At 41.4% G+C, this 16379-nt stretch carries 13 protein-coding genes; 6 read left to right on the top strand and 7 right to left on the bottom strand.

Features of this window, described 5'->3' with window-relative positions:
- The first annotated feature begins 54 nt into the window (after positions 1-54).
- The 3 genes from QI031_RS01145 (at position 55) to QI031_RS01135 (ending at position 3919) form a co-directional block, all read left to right on the top strand.
- Positions 55-1059 carry an NAD-dependent epimerase/dehydratase family protein gene (locus tag QI031_RS01145; RefSeq protein WP_281483409.1) on the top strand — a complete coding sequence of 335 codons (1005 nt, stop codon included), beginning with the start codon at positions 55-57 and terminating at the stop codon, positions 1057-1059.
- Between the two features lie 152 nt (positions 1060-1211).
- On the top strand, positions 1212-2981 hold the full coding sequence (locus QI031_RS01140) for a PAS domain-containing sensor histidine kinase (protein WP_281483408.1): 1770 nt from the start codon (positions 1212-1214) through the stop codon (positions 2979-2981).
- 44 nt (positions 2982-3025) lie between these two features.
- A complete protein-coding gene (locus tag QI031_RS01135) occupies positions 3026-3919 on the top strand; it encodes an alpha/beta fold hydrolase (protein ID WP_281483407.1) in 894 nt (297 codons plus the stop codon).
- A 213-nt stretch (positions 3920-4132) separates the two neighbouring features.
- On the opposite strand, the gene QI031_RS01130 is transcribed toward QI031_RS01135, so the two are convergent.
- Positions 4133-4432 (bottom strand): hypothetical protein, encoded by a 300-nt coding sequence (locus tag QI031_RS01130; RefSeq protein ID WP_281483406.1) that lies wholly within the window; start codon positions 4430-4432, stop codon positions 4133-4135.
- 218 nt (positions 4433-4650) lie between these two features.
- Between QI031_RS01130 and QI031_RS01125 the strand changes: the two genes are divergently transcribed.
- From QI031_RS01125 to QI031_RS01115, 3 genes are all read left to right on the top strand, one after another.
- On the top strand, positions 4651-5379 hold the full coding sequence (locus QI031_RS01125; protein WP_281483405.1) for a phycocyanobilin:ferredoxin oxidoreductase: 729 nt from the start codon (positions 4651-4653) through the stop codon (positions 5377-5379).
- A 501-nt stretch (positions 5380-5880) separates the two neighbouring features.
- On the top strand, positions 5881-6597 hold the full coding sequence (locus tag QI031_RS01120) for a cyclase family protein (protein WP_281483404.1): 717 nt from the start codon (positions 5881-5883) through the stop codon (positions 6595-6597).
- A gap of 245 nt (positions 6598-6842) precedes the next feature.
- Positions 6843-7502, top strand: coding sequence for an ester cyclase (locus QI031_RS01115; protein ID WP_281483403.1), 660 nt, complete (start codon positions 6843-6845; stop codon positions 7500-7502).
- Positions 7503-7616: 114 nt separating this feature from the next.
- Here QI031_RS01115 and QI031_RS01110 read toward each other — a convergent pair whose 3' ends face one another.
- From QI031_RS01110 to QI031_RS01085, 6 genes are all read right to left on the bottom strand, one after another.
- The gene (locus tag QI031_RS01110) at positions 7617-7856 is read right to left on the bottom strand and encodes a hypothetical protein (protein ID WP_281483402.1); all 240 of its coding nucleotides are present in this window, start codon (positions 7854-7856) and stop codon (positions 7617-7619) included.
- 127 nt (positions 7857-7983) lie between these two features.
- Positions 7984-8925, bottom strand: coding sequence for an alpha/beta hydrolase (locus QI031_RS01105; protein ID WP_281483401.1), 942 nt, complete (start codon positions 8923-8925; stop codon positions 7984-7986).
- Positions 8926-8948: 23 nt separating this feature from the next.
- Positions 8949-10841 carry a cytochrome P450 gene (locus QI031_RS01100; RefSeq protein WP_281483400.1) on the bottom strand — a complete coding sequence of 631 codons (1893 nt, stop codon included), beginning with the start codon at positions 10839-10841 and terminating at the stop codon, positions 8949-8951.
- Positions 10842-10978: 137 nt separating this feature from the next.
- Positions 10979-12553, bottom strand: coding sequence for a c-type cytochrome (locus tag QI031_RS01095; protein WP_281483399.1), 1575 nt, complete (start codon positions 12551-12553; stop codon positions 10979-10981).
- Between the two features lie 167 nt (positions 12554-12720).
- Positions 12721-14169 (bottom strand): hypothetical protein, encoded by a 1449-nt coding sequence (locus QI031_RS01090; protein WP_281483398.1) that lies wholly within the window; start codon positions 14167-14169, stop codon positions 12721-12723.
- A 353-nt stretch (positions 14170-14522) separates the two neighbouring features.
- Positions 14523-16223, bottom strand: a complete 1701-nt coding sequence (locus QI031_RS01085; protein ID WP_281483397.1) for an alpha/beta hydrolase — start codon at positions 16221-16223, stop codon at positions 14523-14525.
- Positions 16224-16379: the final 156 nt, after the last annotated feature.

The raw sequence follows: 16379 nt of genomic DNA, 5'->3' as shown, positions 1-16379 counted from the left end.
CATTCATTGTTATTAATGCTTCAGACTCTGATAAAAGTTTCATCACTAAGTGTTATGAACCTCTCTCAACAACAACTTCTAATATCAGGAATTGATGGATTTATCGGCTTACGTTCTGCCGAACTAGCTTTATCCCAAGGAATGAAAATCCGGGGGCTGCAACATTCCCCAGAGAAAACTCAAAAAGCACAAAAACTAGGTGTTGAGTTGCTTTTAGGAAATATCACTGATCCTGTGATTGCCCAAAAAGCTTGTCAAGAAATGGATATTGTTTTGCATACAGCCGCAGTTACTCAAGAAAGTGGTTCACTCGACTACTTTCGTGAAGTCAATGTTGAAGGCACTGTTAATCTGGCAAAAGCTGCCAAAAATGCTGGTGTAAAAACCTTTGTTTATCTTTCTAGCGTATTAGTCTATGGCTTTAATTATCCTGATGGCGTTACAGAAAAAGGGTCACTTTGTGGCGAAAATAATCCTTACTGCCAGACAACAATAGAAGCCGAAGAAATTCTTTTACAATTAAATGCTCCACCAGATTTTAACGTCATCATCATTAGAGCCGGAGATGTTTACGGTCCTGGAAGTATCCCGTGGATAGTTCGACCACTGCTGTTAATGCGTCAAAAATTATTTGCCTTAGCTAATGATGGTTTAGGAGTAATGAACCATGTATATGTGGACAATCTGATTGAAGGTATATTTTTAGCTATTGAAAAAGAAGCCTATGGAGAAGTATTTAATATTACTGATGGTCAAAAAACTTCTTGGAAAGAGTATTTTACACGCCTAGCTGAAATTGGAGGTTTACCAGAGCCAATTTCTCTGCCAGCTAGTATGCTTAAATCTGTACTTTGGCAGCAAAACTTGGCTAAGAAACTGGTGGGTAAGAAGGCTGATATTATGCCAGATTCTGTAGATTTTGTGACTCGTCCTTATGCTTATTCAATTGCTAAAGCCCAAAGCAGATTAAATTATCAACCAAAAATCGATTTAGAAGAAGGAATGCGCCGTACACAAGAATGGTTGCAAAAAACAGATATTCAAGAAATAATTTTGTAAATCTTGCTTTACTAGTACAGTATGACGGAAATAAGCAGACCCTACCCCTGCGGATTTTGCTTTAGCAGTACAAGTGAATCCTGCCTTCTTTGTTCATGATTCACCTATCAGTCAGATAATAATAAAACAAAGGTTTTATGGCAGTCTGAAAAATGGGCAAAGTTGGAAGGTGGTGGCAAAAATTCCTGTCTGCGCCAACTTTAGATGAAATTAGTGTTTTTTATCAGGCTTCGTCTCAAGAGACAAAGTGGCTAGCCAAAAGGCATCGCTTTTTGTGGCAAAGATTGCATCTATGGTTATGGCTAGCGCTGATTTGTTTGCTAACCTTCACTTTGCGAAATATTTACGACTTTTTTTTCCCTTTAAAAGAGTTACAGAGACTGTCACCATTACTTACAACTCAAGGACTGGCAATTAATCTAGCTATACTGCTGAGTTTAGTGATCTGTTTTTTCTTGCACAAAACTCAGTTTGGTCATCGTCGTCCAGGGTTATTATTTTTAGGGTCATCATGGTCAATTAGTTTAGCATCACAACTATTCGCCACTGTTAAAGGTTTTGCGCTACCTGATACCCTCGGTTGGTCACTGCTGTTTTTAAGTCAAGCTACCTTCATCCCAGTCCGCTGGACTCTGCATTTACTGTCTCAGATAGGTATTTTAATTTACTATTTTGGTGTGAATACAGCACTAGGATTAAAAACACCAATACCTGAACACCCGGAAATATATAATGTCACGTTCATTTTATACATTTTATGGTTTTGTATTATATGTGATTTGGGTGTTTACTTATACGATCGCCTGCAACGCTCTGAGTTTTACGCCCGTCAAGAAATGGAGTCTACCTACCAAAAACTAGAAGTTGCAGAAGCTAAATATCGAAGTATCTTTGAAAACGCTATTGAAGGAATTTTTCAAAGTAGTCCCGATGGACGTTATATTACAGCAAATCCGGCATTAGCACGTATTTATGGATATTCGTTTCCTGAAGAAGTCACAACAAACTTTACTGATATTGAACATCAATTGTATGTTGACCCCAAACGCCGTGCCGAATTTGTGCGCTTAATTGAACAAGATGGGATTGTTTCTCAGTTTGAGTCCCAAATTTATCGCCGAGATGGCAGTATTGTCTGGATTTCGGAAAAGGCTTACGCAGTCCGAGACGAACAGGGAAAACTGCTTTACTATGAAGGGTTAATTGAAGATATTACACAGCGTAAACAAGCAGAGGAAGCCTTAAGAGTATTTTTCCATGCTGTTTCCCATGATTTACGTAACCCTGTGTTAGGCACTTTAATGGTACTCAAGAATTTGCTCAATAGTAAAGAACAGGAATTTTCCTCAATTTTGGTGTCACGGTCGATTTTAGAACGGATGGTGCAAAGTAGCGATCGCCAACTCAATTTGATTAATTCGTTGATGGAAGCTCATCTAAGTGAAGTGCAAGGAATTGTCTTACAACGTCAACCTGTAAAATTGCATACTATAGTGGAATCTGCGATCGCAGATTTAGAGCCAATATTAACAGAAAATAAAACTACCCTGATAAATTCAGTCACAGCAGATTTACCACTAATAAACGCCGATCCTACCCAACTATGGCGAGTTTTTTCTAACTTAATTGTTAATGCTATTAAACATAATCCGCCTGAGTTGCTGTTAACACTCAATGCTACCGATGAAGGCGAAAAAATTTATTGTACTGTTAGTGATAACGGCGTAGGAATCACTCCAGAACAAAGGAAACAACTATTTAACCTTTACTTCCGGGTTGGTAACAACCGCAATTCTGTAGGTTTGGGATTAGGTTTGTATTTGTGTAAGCAAATCATTAACGCCCACGGCGGCGAAATTGGCATGAATAGTGAATTGGATGTAGGAGCAACATTTTGGTTTACGTTACCAATTAGTTCGTAGTGAGTTAGCGCGATCGCTAACGATTTTAGAGTAAACTAAAATTTATGTTTCCTAGTTTCTTACCTACCACAGTTGGGCAACTGACAGAACCTGCCTCGATCGCCCTAGCTCAAAATATTCAAACTCAAGCGATCGCCACTCCTTTGACTACTCAACCAATCACTACCACTTATGTTCATCAAGGAAGTGGTGAAATACCCATTTTATTAATTCACGGCTTTGACAGTTCTATATTAGAATTTCGTCGCCTTTTACCACTGCTAGCAGCAGATAATGAAACTTGGGCAGTTGATTTATTGGGTTTTGGGTTTACACATAGACTTGCAGAAATAAAATTTAGTCCCATTGCTATTAAAACTCATCTTTATTATTTCTGGAAAACTCTGATCAACCAACCCGTAATTTTAGTAGGTGTCTCAATGGGTGGTGCAGCAGCCATTGATTTTACATTTGCTTACCCAGAAGTAGTAAAAAAATTGGTATTAATAAACAGTGCTGGTTTGAAGGAAGGTTCACCTTTAAGTCGGTTGATGTTTCCTCCTTTGGATTATTTAGCTACTCAATTTTTGCGTAATCCTCAAGTCCGCGATCGCATTTCTCGTGTTGCTTACAAAAATCCTAGTCTGGTTTCGGTTGATGCTCTAGATTGTGGAGCGTTACATCTCCAAATGCCAAGTTGGCATCAAGCTTTGATTGCTTTCACTAAAAGCGGTGGTTATAGTGCTTTTAGATTTAAAAAACTCTCAGAAATTGTCCAACCAACACTGATTTTGTGGGGTGATACCGATAAGATATTAGGCACAGAAGATGCCAAAAGATTTAAAAGAGCAATTCTTAATAGTCAACTGATCTGGATTCAAGATTGCGGTCATCTTCCTCATTTAGAACAACCACAAATTACTGCTCAACATATTTTAGATTTTCGAGATGACCTATAAGTAGGTCGGCGTAAATAATTATTGTTGGAATAAGGCAGGGGGCAGGGGGCAGGGGGCAGGGGGCAGGGGGCAGGGAGCAGGGGGCAGGGGGAGAAAGAGTTTAAGCATTATTTACTTTTCGTTACATAGTTTGGTTTTATTGCACCGATTTACTTAGCAGGAAACAGGAAATATAGCAGTCCTAAATCGTTCGTGAATAACAAGATCCCCGACTTATTGAATAAGTCGGGGATCTGAGCCTCTCAATTTTGACAATACATCGGCAATGTCAGGCGATACACTGGCAATGTCAGGCAATACATCGGCAATGTTAGGCGATACATCGGCAATGTCAAGCGATACATCGGCAATGTCAAGCGATACATCGGCAATGTCAAGCGATACATTGGCAATGTCAAGCAATACATTGGCAATGTCAAGCAATACATTAGCAATGTCAGGCGATACATTAGCAATGTCAGGCAATACATTAGCAATGTTGATGCAGCAACTTGTGTGTACACTGTAGCCCATCGTGGGCAGAGGCTTTGAAACCTTTATTTTTTCGTTCAAAACTAGAAAAATTTCTGCCCCTCTCCGAGGCAAAGAGGGGTTGGGGAGAGGTTCATCTAACTCAAGTTGTATTCCACTACTGGCGCGACTTTAAACCTAGTTTGCACACCTTTTGCACAAACCGTATTGCAATGTAAGATATCGGCACTTTAATCAAATAAAAGCGTATAACTAAGTTTATGCAAACATCACTGCGATCGCGCCAACATCCCTTAATTCACCAGCTGGCAAATTGTATTGAGTCAGTTTGGCAAGAACACCTAGATCTATCACCTTATCAGGTTCCAGAAGATTTAGGTTACGTCGAGGGTTGCCTAGAAGGGGAACGGTTGGTTATTGAAAATCATTGCTACCAGACACCGCAGTTTCGCAAGCTGCATCTAGAACTAGCTCAGGTAGGCAATTCGCTGGATATTCTCCACTGTGTAATGTTTCCCAATCCCGAATATGCTCTACCGATTTTTGGGTCAGATTTGGTGGGAGGGAGAAGCGGTATTAATGCAGCAATTGTTGATTTGTCTCCGATTAATAAGGATCGATCATTACCAAAAATTTACCATACAAGGTTATCAGCTCTTTCGGCTATTCAGTTTTCTCAACCGCGTGCTTTGCCCCAATGGGGTGATATTTTCTCAGAATTTTGTTTGTTTGTGCGTCCGGTTGACACTCAAGAAGAAGCCGCTTTTTTACAGCGAGTCCGGGAATTTTTAATTTTGCATTGTCAAATTGCCAGTACCTCAACTCCTTTAACTTCTCATCTTGAAGTCGCCAGGGTGCTATCAGGGCAAAAATCCTACTGTACAAAACAGCAGCAGAATGACAAGACTCGACGGGTTTTAGAAAAATCTTTTGGATCAGAATGGACAGAACGCTATATGACTACCATGCTCTTTGATTGTGCGGCTTGATTATCAAATTGCTCACAAGCAGGGAATAGTAAAGAATAATTGGGGCAAGGTGCAGAAGGAAAAGTTTGGGATTTGTGTGATCATTCTTCTTTCCTACTCTCTTGCCTTTTTATTCTATGCATCGATAGTACTAACTGTTGAATGTAAGTAATACCATTTCACGAAATTATTGATATAAATTACTTTTCTTACTCCCCCTGCCCTCTGCTTCCCCTGCCTCCCCTGCTTCCTCTGCCTCCCCTGCTTCCTCTGCCTCCCCTGCTTCCCCTGCCTCCCCTGCTTCCTCTGCCTCCCCTGCTCCCTGCCCCCTGCCTCCCCTGCTTGCCCAAATGTATCAACTTTAAAGTAAAACGGTATAAAACCCTTACTACAAACATTGAATTTTTTACGTCGTTCTACTTATTTATCTGCCTATTACCACTATGCGGTAGTCAAATAATAAAGCCCACAGTTAATAACCAAGGGGTAAAGCGCTAATAAAACCAAGAGATATTTCTACAGATGACACAATCTCAACATACCATCACTTACTCACGCGTTATCCACCTTAGTCACATAATTGATCAAAGTGTTCCTCAATGGCCAGGCGACCCATCAATAGAATTTGACACCGTTGCAGAATTGTCACAAGATGGCTATTACTTACGTCGTTTTTCTTTGGGTGAACATAGCGCCACTCACATCAATGCCCCTAATAGTTTTCACAGTTATGGTGTAGGAATTGACCAATATTCACCTCAATCATTAGTTGTACCTGCAATAGTTATAGATATCTGTGAAACCACCACTATTTATCCTGACTATGCCCTCACTATTGCTGATATTCTGGCTTGGGAGGAAGAATACGGCACGATTTCTTCTGGTAGCGTAGTTCTACTTAATACTGGTTGGCAAAACAAGTGGTGGGATGAAGATGCATTTTTCAACCGAGATACTCAAGGAATTATGCATTTTCCAGGGTTTAACAGCGATGCTACCCAGTTCTTAGTTGATGAGCGACAAATTGGTGGCGTAGGAATTGATACTCATGGTGTTGACCCCGGACAGGATAACAGTTTCGCTACTAACCGTTTGGTATTGGAAAAACCACGCATTGTGCTAGAGAATCTCACAAATTTAGATCAGCTACCAGCTAAAGGTACTACCTTAGTCATCGGTATTTTGAGATTACGGGATGGTTCTGGTTCTCCTGCTGCTGTATTGGCCTTAGTGCCTTAATTTAACAATTATCAATTATCAGTTACCAGTCATATCGTGTTCGGGTAAAGACTTATCATTAAGACCGCAGGGGGCAGGGGGCAGGGGGAAAAGCAGTTTTCAGGTTTTTGCACAGATGCAGGATTCATAACTAATAAGCCGGACATGATATTAAAAACCAGTTGATAACTGTTCACTGTTTTAAGGTATTCTCTATACTTAATCGTAATAATTCAGACAACCGTAGCTACATCAAGGAAATTCTTATGACTAACACAGAACCAGTACAATTACCCCTTTGGGTAAAAGATCGGGAAGAAGTGATTGCAGTAGATAGTTCTGTTGAATGGCGTGAGACTAGACCTGATTATTCTCATACCAATCGATTCCTTGAACAAGAACGCCAGTGCAACCATGCCGAAGGTTCTCTCAATGCGATCGCTTATAATCTGGTGCGAACTTTTGAGATGGAAGCCACTCACAAAATTAATCCACAACAATGGCTTTCTGTGGTTACTGATAAGTTTCGCATGAGTACTAACGGTGGCAAACAATATACAGCACAAGATGTAATTGATGTCGGTACTTACAACCTCTTTTTAGGAGAGACAGAACACTATAGGTCAACAGAGGAAACCTTTGATTCTTCCTATAATCTTTTTCATACAGCTTTTCCAGAAGGATTTCATTGGGAATTAATCGAAGTTTTATCGCCTCCTCCTAATGTTGTCTTTAAGTGGAGACATTGGGGACAATTTAAAGGAAACTTTAAAAACTTTGCTCCTACAGGTGAAACCATAGAAATAATTGGATTAAGTGTCGCCCGTGTCACGGAAGAACTTAAGATTGAATCTGTAGAACATTTCTTTGATAACAGTGTTTTTCTCAACAAATTAACCGCTTCTGGATGTCCCTTTCATGCTTAAAGAATGTTCAAGTTAAATGCATGATAATTTTTAACAATGTAGCCAATACAGCAAGCAGCTGATAATTAATCTATTTGATAGTATCAGCTGCTCTCTATCTATTAATGAATAATCTTACATTTTACCGTGCTGCATTACTTCTTGTAGATGATGGCGAATCTCTTGTGCTTGTTCCATTTCAGATTGCCGCAGTTTTTGGAACAATTCTACGCAAGGTTGTGAGTTTGCTTCTTGGGCATCTTGAATGTAAGTTTCATAAGCTCTTACTGCTTCAGCTTTGTTATGCAAGACGGTGAGAAAATCATATTCTAAGTCACTGATAGGTTGCTGAGAATTTCCATTACTTTCAGCCATGAATTTACCCTGTTTAAAGTTTCCAATTAATTCTTACTTACCCTTATACAGTTATTCATCTCTCTTAAAGCGTAGAAAAAAACACAAAGGCTGCGTAAGCAGCCTTATACTAGTTCTATGTGCATTTTCATATAGAACTGGTATTACCCAAATACTGATCAAAGAAGGCAAGTACTTTATCCGGCTGATCAATAACGTATTGATAGCCACCAAAACGGTGATCTGTTTCAGGATATAAAGGCTCTACAGCGTTGGGCGTGGATGCTACCATATTGGCAACGTCAGCAATACTACCCCATTTGTCACCTGTACCTTGCACATAAAGCACGGGAATATCACGAGAGTTGGCTGCTTCATAAGCAGGTTCGATAAAAGCAGTACTTGGCCCGCCTGATAAACGATAAAGTATTTCCACCGATGATCCAAGTATTTGAGCGAGGGGGCCAAATTTATCGGCGCGATAACGTTGCCCAAAGACTGCCGAGGTATTTGGTTGCACAGCGACAGCGGCTTTAATATCTGTACTATGGGGAAGAGTGAATACTACAGTGTTGCCTCCCATAGAAAACCCAATAGTCCCGATGCGATTGGGATCTACTTCGTTGCGACTCTTGGCGTAGCGTATGGCTCCTAATAAATCACGCTTTTCTAACCAGCCAGAGGTTAGGGGAATCTTGGCACTACTTTGACCATGATTGCGGAGGTCAAACATCAACACATTATAGTTGCGATCGCGCAAGGCTTTAGCAAATGGCAATAAGTTAATTGGCTTACTCCCAGGCAAATCTCCTAAGAAGTCGTTGGCTTTCGTGCCGATGCGATTCCAAGGCCAGCCATGTACCATAATCACAGTTGCTGCCGGCATTTGAGTTGCTGGAATGAACCAGCCACTCAGCATGATGCCATCCTGAGCCGGAAACTCTACATCTTCGTAGCCTAACCCTAATTCTTGTTTTGGATTAGTCCAGAGTTGCTGCCGCTTAGGTTTAATTAGCAATCGTGCGGAATTTGCTACTACAAATACATACAATAATAAAACAATTACTATTAGCCAAATTAAGATATTCATTACACTGCTTTCCTCTCAAGTAATTATTTATTCAAGCCGAAATTTACCTTCAACCCATCCTGAGGAATCGGAAATAAATTACAATTCAATTCTAGATTTTGCGGTGGTAGTTCCCAGTTGTATTTACGTAGCAAATGCACAGCTATGACTTTGATTAGTACCGTGATTAAGTCTTCTCCAGGACAGCGGTGACTATCTGGAGCGCCGCCACCGTGCGGTACATAGCTGTTTTGGGGCAAAGCTGCAAACTTTTCTGGAGCAAAACGGCAGGGTTTGAATTGTTCCGGCTCAGGAAAAACTTGGGGCAGATGCATAGTAGTATGAATCCCGCCGACTGCACCCCAATCTTTGGGTATGCGGTAGTTTTGAAATTCACACTCCTGCTTAACTTTGGCGAAAAAAGTTGCAGCATTGATGGGATAAAAACGGCGAATTTCGTAAGCAAGTTTTTTGAGATACACCAAATTCTGTAATCGCTCCATATTCAAAGAGCCATCAGGAACCTGTGCATTAACTTCTTCTCTGGCAAGCATCATCATTTCTGGATGTTGAGCCAGAGTCATCGACAGAAAAGTTAAGGAGATATAAATGCCTCCATAAGCTGCGAAGAACAAATGCAGTACTTCACGGCGTAACTGTTCATCAGTAAGGCTGCTGCCATCTTCACGACGGGTTTGTAAAAGAATACCCAGCATATCTTGCTGAGGTTGCTGACGATGTTGAGCGATCGCTTTGTCAATTAAAGCCAGCAACTTATCTCGACTTTGTAGCGCTTTTCCGTAGCCATTCCAGCGTAAGTTAACGGGTACAGAGGTAAAACCTTTAACAAATGTTTCAATAATTTCCCCGACTGCCTCACTCGTTGGCCCTGGCACTCCCCCAGTAAACAAAGCATTAGTCAAAGAAGCGCTGAGTTTGCGGTATTCAGGTATCCAAGCAAAACTACCTAACTGTTCCCATTGCTTGAGGTAATAAGTAGCAACCTCTTCTATTAAAGGAATATATTTATCAAAAGCTTGGGGAGTAAAAGCCTGGAGAATCAGATTTTTGCGATCGCGATGTTTTTCACCATCCAATAACGGTAAAGATTCCCAATCCAGTAATTCTTGAATCGGCTGGGGATTAGCTTGCTCACGAGTAAAATATTTCTGGTCAAGAAAAAAGGTAAAAGCTTCCGGCCCAATAAAAGCAATAACAGGTTTACCGAATAAATGAGTTTTAAAAACAGAACCATACTTTTGCAAGCGATCGCGGTAGAATTTATGGTTATCCCAAGCTAGAGAGATAGTTTCTCCCAAGAAAGGCAAACCAAAAGAACCCGGTGGTAAATCTGCAATATTTTGATTATTCAAAGGATCTTGCGATCGTACCAACAAAGCTACCACAATTGCGATCGCTAAAATTACGCCCAAACTACGAGCCAATCCCTCTTGAAAAATCAAGATAACTAGAAAGCTTAAACCAACACAAATATTAATACCAATTCTTTCAATTTGTATCCATTTTGCAGAAGAATCAGTAAACCATGCTAAAGCGACATCTATTCCCCACCATAAGCCTAAAATTAACTTACCAGTAGCGATCGCAGTTCCACCAGCAACAAAAGTTTCTTTAACATTGCCAGAAATTACAAACACCTCATAAAATAAATGCACCAAATAAGCTACAAAGCTAAAACTCCACAGCAACAACCAATAATTGTTACTCTTAGCTAACTTTCCCAGCGAAATATATAAATAAATTGCCGGAATTAATAGCAAAGAGCTAGCCCAAAATGAATAAATTGCGCGATGTAAATTCAAATTTGGACTTAACTCCGCAGCCAGCAAAGCAACAATCAATATAATCCCAAAAGATAAAAAAGTATTAGTAAACTCTGCCAAAGAAACATTTATTTTAAACTTAACTATTCTCATTGCGTTCTTCTTTGCGCCTTTGCGCCTTTGCGCGAGATAAAAAAGATGTAATTCATTAACCTGAGATTAGCTATAACCTCTTGACTCTGTGTCTGTGCAATTAAAAATAAACCGCAGAGGCACAGAGATCACAGAAATTAAAGTGTCTTGAGATACTCCAATAAATCCTCCAAATCCCCCTGATTCCAACCAGCTTCTTGATAACCCCAAGGGTAATCATGCCCTTTGTTAGAATTACCCTGAACACGAGTATCTAATTTAAAGTAATGTTGATCATCAGCCTCAGTTGGTGAAATCAAACCAACATCAACCGGATCATAAAGATTTTCTCCCCGATAAAAAACCTCTCGACGAGGTTTGAGATTAATTAACTCCGCTAAAGTCAAAACACTGGCATTATGCAAATATGGCGCACGAGCAAAAACCGCTTCTATGGGAGCATTAATGTAACCTTTAGTATCTCCTAAAGGCCCTGGTCTGAGGTTTTCTCGTTTAGGCTTTAAAGGATGATTATCAGGAAAGAAACTTTCAACAGCATCCGGCAATTCTTGATAGTAACGATAGTTAACTCGTTCGGAGTCAGTTTTAATTTCCTCTATGGGCGTAATTAAACCCTGAAGTTCTCCTTTTACCCAAGTATCATCTTCCAAGTTGCGATATCCATGACAAGTAGCGCAACTTTGCATAAAGACAGCACGACCACGTTCTATTTTCTGTGGATCGAGCTGAATGCCTTGGTCTTTAAATACCTCAGTATATTTAGGCCCTTTTAAATCCAGCGTATATTCAATAGCTTGGGTGACATTATGCGAAATTTCTGGCACTACTAAGTTATTCGGAGTTGCTCCTGCCGCCACAGCAGCAAGTACACTACGACTAAGACGGTCTTTAACACTGCCATCATATTGCGCCCAGTCACGATTTTTTTGTTCGTACAACGACGGCAGTTTGGAATAAGACTTATCCAAAGCAGCAGGACGATCCATGACAAAGTGTACCAACTCTTTAAAAGGTTGGGTTCTGGCAGGGCCAATAGGTTCTAACTGAGAATTTCTTAAATCTTTGCCACTATAAGGGGCATCCCATTTGGGAAGTGTAGCTTGTATTTGACCTCTAGCAGTTGATAACCAAAAACTAACTACAGTTTTTTCTAAAATTCCTAGTGGTTTTTGGAACTTAGTTTCATAAGCTTCGGCAACATTTTCTACAGTCAAACGCTTTTCGTCCAGAATTGCTGTTTTGAAAGCATCCACCCAGGCAAACAAATCTAAGGAAGTACTTCCCATCCCTGTAACTATCACACCTTCATCTTCAGGAGATCTTTTAATTTGGGAGGTGTGACACAATGCACAGCTAAAGCCCACAAACTTTACAGGCGAAGGATTTCCCGATTGTGGTTGAAAGTTGGAAGTACTAAAACCCACTGGCAATCCTTCATTCTCTCCGGGTTTGCTATGGATAAAACCGAATTGCTCAACCCAATCCCCGGCTTCTTTGCCTGCTGGCTGAAATTGATCGGGAAATATATCAGGTAAGACTTGCATAACTGGTAAAGGCGCTAACTCAGTACCAATACTGCCGTGGATAAATGCTTCTTGAGGAGTTCTGAATACAGGTTTCGCCCAAGTTGATTCGATGTACAAAAACCCGAAAGTCGCTACCAGCAAGATAGAGATCAGGGATATGGCGGCAACCCTAATAACTTTGAGCATATCTTCCTTTGATGTAAGACTCCTATTTGATTTTTTGGTGTTACATAATGGCGGTATGAATTTTTCTCACGCAAAGGCGCAAAGGCGCAAAGGTTAAGAGTTGTTTTTCAAGTTCACTCAATTCAGCTCCTTGTTCCCTGCCTCTACGAATTATTCACCAAATCAAGTTACCTGTGATTGCCCCAAATTTCATCGTGCTGGGCTTGGCGACGGAACAAAGCCGGATCGTAGTATTTTTGGTAGTACTCCAACTCTAGGTGGCTGAACTGAAGCCAGATGCCAGGAACAAAGAAGGCATCAATGTGAGCTGGAAAACGACCGTAGGTTTCATAGATATAGTTGCAGATATCTTTGGTGTACTGAATCGTTTCTGGGGAGTGGGGTGCAGCATCTCTTAAGAAGGCTTCAGCAGTTGACCTGGATTTATAGGAACGGGCAAAGACATCTTTGTCTCCGTAGGCTCCTTGGCTGCCGTACTTTTCTTCAATGACGCGATCAACGGCTTCATCCATAGACTGAATATATGGTGGACAAAGACCTTCCAATACGCCATCAATACCTACAGGATTGGGTTGGGTAGCGGGTGGTGGGGCCCAAATACTTTTCTTGGGAGTTGGTGGTTCCATGTGAAATCCTAGACCGTACCATTCTTTGGCCGGGTTGTGTTCTAGAATGTAAGGCTGGAAGACTGAGCCATGTACCCAGCCCCCAACACCCATTGCCTGACCAATAAGCATTAAATTTTGCAAAATAAAGAAACATTCATGCTCAGTCCGCATTGTTTGGGCGAGTCCCAAGGGAACGGTGTTGTTGGGATTGACAAAACCACCTTTGACTCGTTCAATGCCACCAATGGGTTGATAAGGAATTTTGGGACTTAGCCCTAAGTGCATTCCTACCCATGCTGCCCAATCTGATAAACTTTTAGGGCGAAACTTTTGCCAGTCGTCAATAAATAAAGGTTTTTGACCCTCTGGTTCCGAAAGCAAGATCAGTAGGACATTAATATATTGACGAGTGCAATCGACAACCGGGAAAAACAGGGTTGTGCCGGGAAGGTTAGAAATTTGTTTGTTCCAGCCCAGATAGTAAGGATAAATCCGGGGAAAATCAAGCCGACGATCGCTTATTTGATGTTTGGCAGCTGCCGCAGTTTTTAACCAATGTTCTTCTGACCAATCTTCCCATTTGGTAGGTAAATCACCAAGGGCTGCTAAGGCTTCACGACCCTTGAGTTTTTTGATCAACCAAATACCTTCGTCGTTGATCATGAAAAATGAGGTGGCTTGGGAATTATCGGCGCTACTGGCAGAACGACCAACAATATTAAGGAAAGGTGTTCCCAATTCTTTGCCACCTTCTGGTTTATCTAGAGGGCCATCATGGGTTGTAATCCCAGTCATCCCCGTAGCCACAATTAAAATCGCTTCTTCTAAGGGAGTCAGAGGATCTGGCTGATTTTGGCTGGTATAGCTGAGTTCTCCGGCCATTACAGAAGCACCACGAGCTAATCTGCGTGTGCGTCGTTCTGCGATCGCTTCCATGAGAGGATAGCGAAATAGTTCTTTTAAGCCAGATGCTAGAGGTTCAGTCAGTAGTTGATTAATTTCGGTCATATTTTTTGAGTTCTGTTTGGTAGTGCTACGCGGGTCAGTTGTTAGTCGTTAGGCATCATGTAAAAATAAGTTGTACAAATTTAATCTGAAACAAGCTGTTAGCTTTACTTCCACATCAAAAGTGTTCAGGTTATTTTTGCTAGACTCCTTAGTTGTCTTGTCAGTTATTGTTCTTGTTTCTCCGTTCCGGTTGTTGAGCGTAGTCGAAACACTGTTCCTCTACTTCCCCTTGTGGGTTGAGTTTTTATTTGTTTCTACTTATTCAGGACTCTTGGGCGAGTATCCAAGACTCTCTACCCTCCGATCACTGAGCGACTTGCCTTGAGCGAAGTCGAAAGGAGTCGAAGTGAAAACTAGTTGAACTTTTCTAGTTCCGCTAGGATAGTCGGAAAAATGTCTCTGGCGGCGTTTTTACCCATGAAGCAATCCATGTGTGCATAATCTGGGATGACGTGGCGTACGTACAAATCACTACCATTTTTTTCACACAATAATTTGTAAGTAATTGCTGAACCCTCTGGTAAGAAGAAGGCGTTATCTGCACCGTGAATCAGGGCGATGGGAATGGCTAACCGTTTTAGATGAGGTAAGTAAACATCTTTACCGTCCTTGTCTACTATATGTCCTTCGCGCAAAATCAAAGATATATGTCGGAAGAAAGTCAGATTACCAGGGCCGAAGATCTCATGAATGGCATCGTGAGTGGCTTCGTTGAGTTGGGCAATTTTGTACACTTCTCCATACATAAAGAGAATACGCCGATCAACAGGATTGTTGTAGGGTTCTTTGGTGGGATATAACCTTAAAACCGCGTCGTAAAGTTTATCTTGCCAATTGGCATGAGTATCGAAGTCTGGGTTAAGAGTATCTACACCTAAGACTGTCAAAAATGAAGCTAAACGTAAACCAGCTCTGACTTCATTGAGAGTTGCGGCTCTAGGATGGGTCGTTAATTGAGAACAAACGGCAGAACGTACTCCTTGCAGACCTGCTAACATCGCCATCTGGAAGGACATAGAACCAACGCAATGCCCTACGACTTGGACTGTTGGCGCTCCAGTGATGGTACGTACTTGCTCGACTGCTGCTGGCCAATCGTAAAGGGCAATTTCATCTGCTGAAAACTGAGTTGTAGCCGAGGGTAAATCGGCACTGGCTCGATAATCGAATAACCAGACATCATAACCTTGAGCATACAAGAACTCTGGCAGGTTGGTTTCTACGGTGTCAATAGAAAATGCCAAGGTAGAAGTTCCAAACCCTGGGGCTAGCATAACTGGGCCTTTGGTTCCACCTTGATACCGAATCAGTCGCAGTTGAACTCCATCGCTAGTGTTGAAAAAATGTACCTGGGGCGCTGACATCCGCAAAGGACGTTTTTGGCGCGGTGGTGCATCTGGATCAAATATTTTGGAAGGAGCAAAGATGCCACCGTAAACGTTAAACAAAACCCCGGCAAAAAAGCTACCGAAGCGGGCAGTTTCTTCCAGCTTTTGCTGAGGACTGGTGGTGTTAGTAACTTGCAATGTAGACATTTGATGCAAGAAGTCTGCTGGGAGAATCTTTAAAATTCCCTGTCCCATCACTGGACTGCTCTGACTGTCGCCGTCATGCACAGTGATATATAAGGTAGTAGTGTCTGTCCACAGATCAAAACCTGGATCGTTGTGTACGACTTTGAAACCTTCAAAGTAATAAACTTGACCATCTTCAGCAGTCATTTTCATCCGATAAACCATACGGCGCGTATTGACGCTGTCTGGGTCAACGATGAATAAATTAAATTCGCCATCGGTAACTGTCAGAGGTTGGGGCGATAAAGCTGGTGCGGTGACAGTGCCAAACATTTTGGCTTTGTGACTTTCATCTGTAAGCATCTTGTCCAAGTCGTCGGAAGTCACGGTGAGGGTAAATTCAAACTTGGAATTATTCTGTTTACCCTGCTGAGATGCTTTTTGATAGTCGTTGTTTGTGACTGCTGTAGAAAAGTAGCCGCGCATGGTTTCGGTGAATTGAATCCCTGCTTTGGCTGGTGTGGTTGTGGTTGTTGTCATTGGACACCTCGATTGTTAATAAATTAGGACTTACGCAAAATACCTCTCTAACTCTTATTCCTCCGTGTCCTCTGCGTCTGTGTGGTTCGACTCTTCCGCAACTAGTGCTTAAGTCCTATGAAAATCTCGCGCAAAGGCGCAAAGACGCAAAGGAAA

The sequence above is a fragment of the Halotia branconii CENA392 genome (assembly GCF_029953635.1).
GTDB classification, from domain to species: Bacteria; Cyanobacteriota; Cyanobacteriia; order Cyanobacteriales; family Nostocaceae; genus Halotia; species Halotia branconii.
The sequence above is the reverse complement of the archived record's forward strand: the minus strand, read 5'-3'. Positions and strand labels throughout refer to the sequence as shown.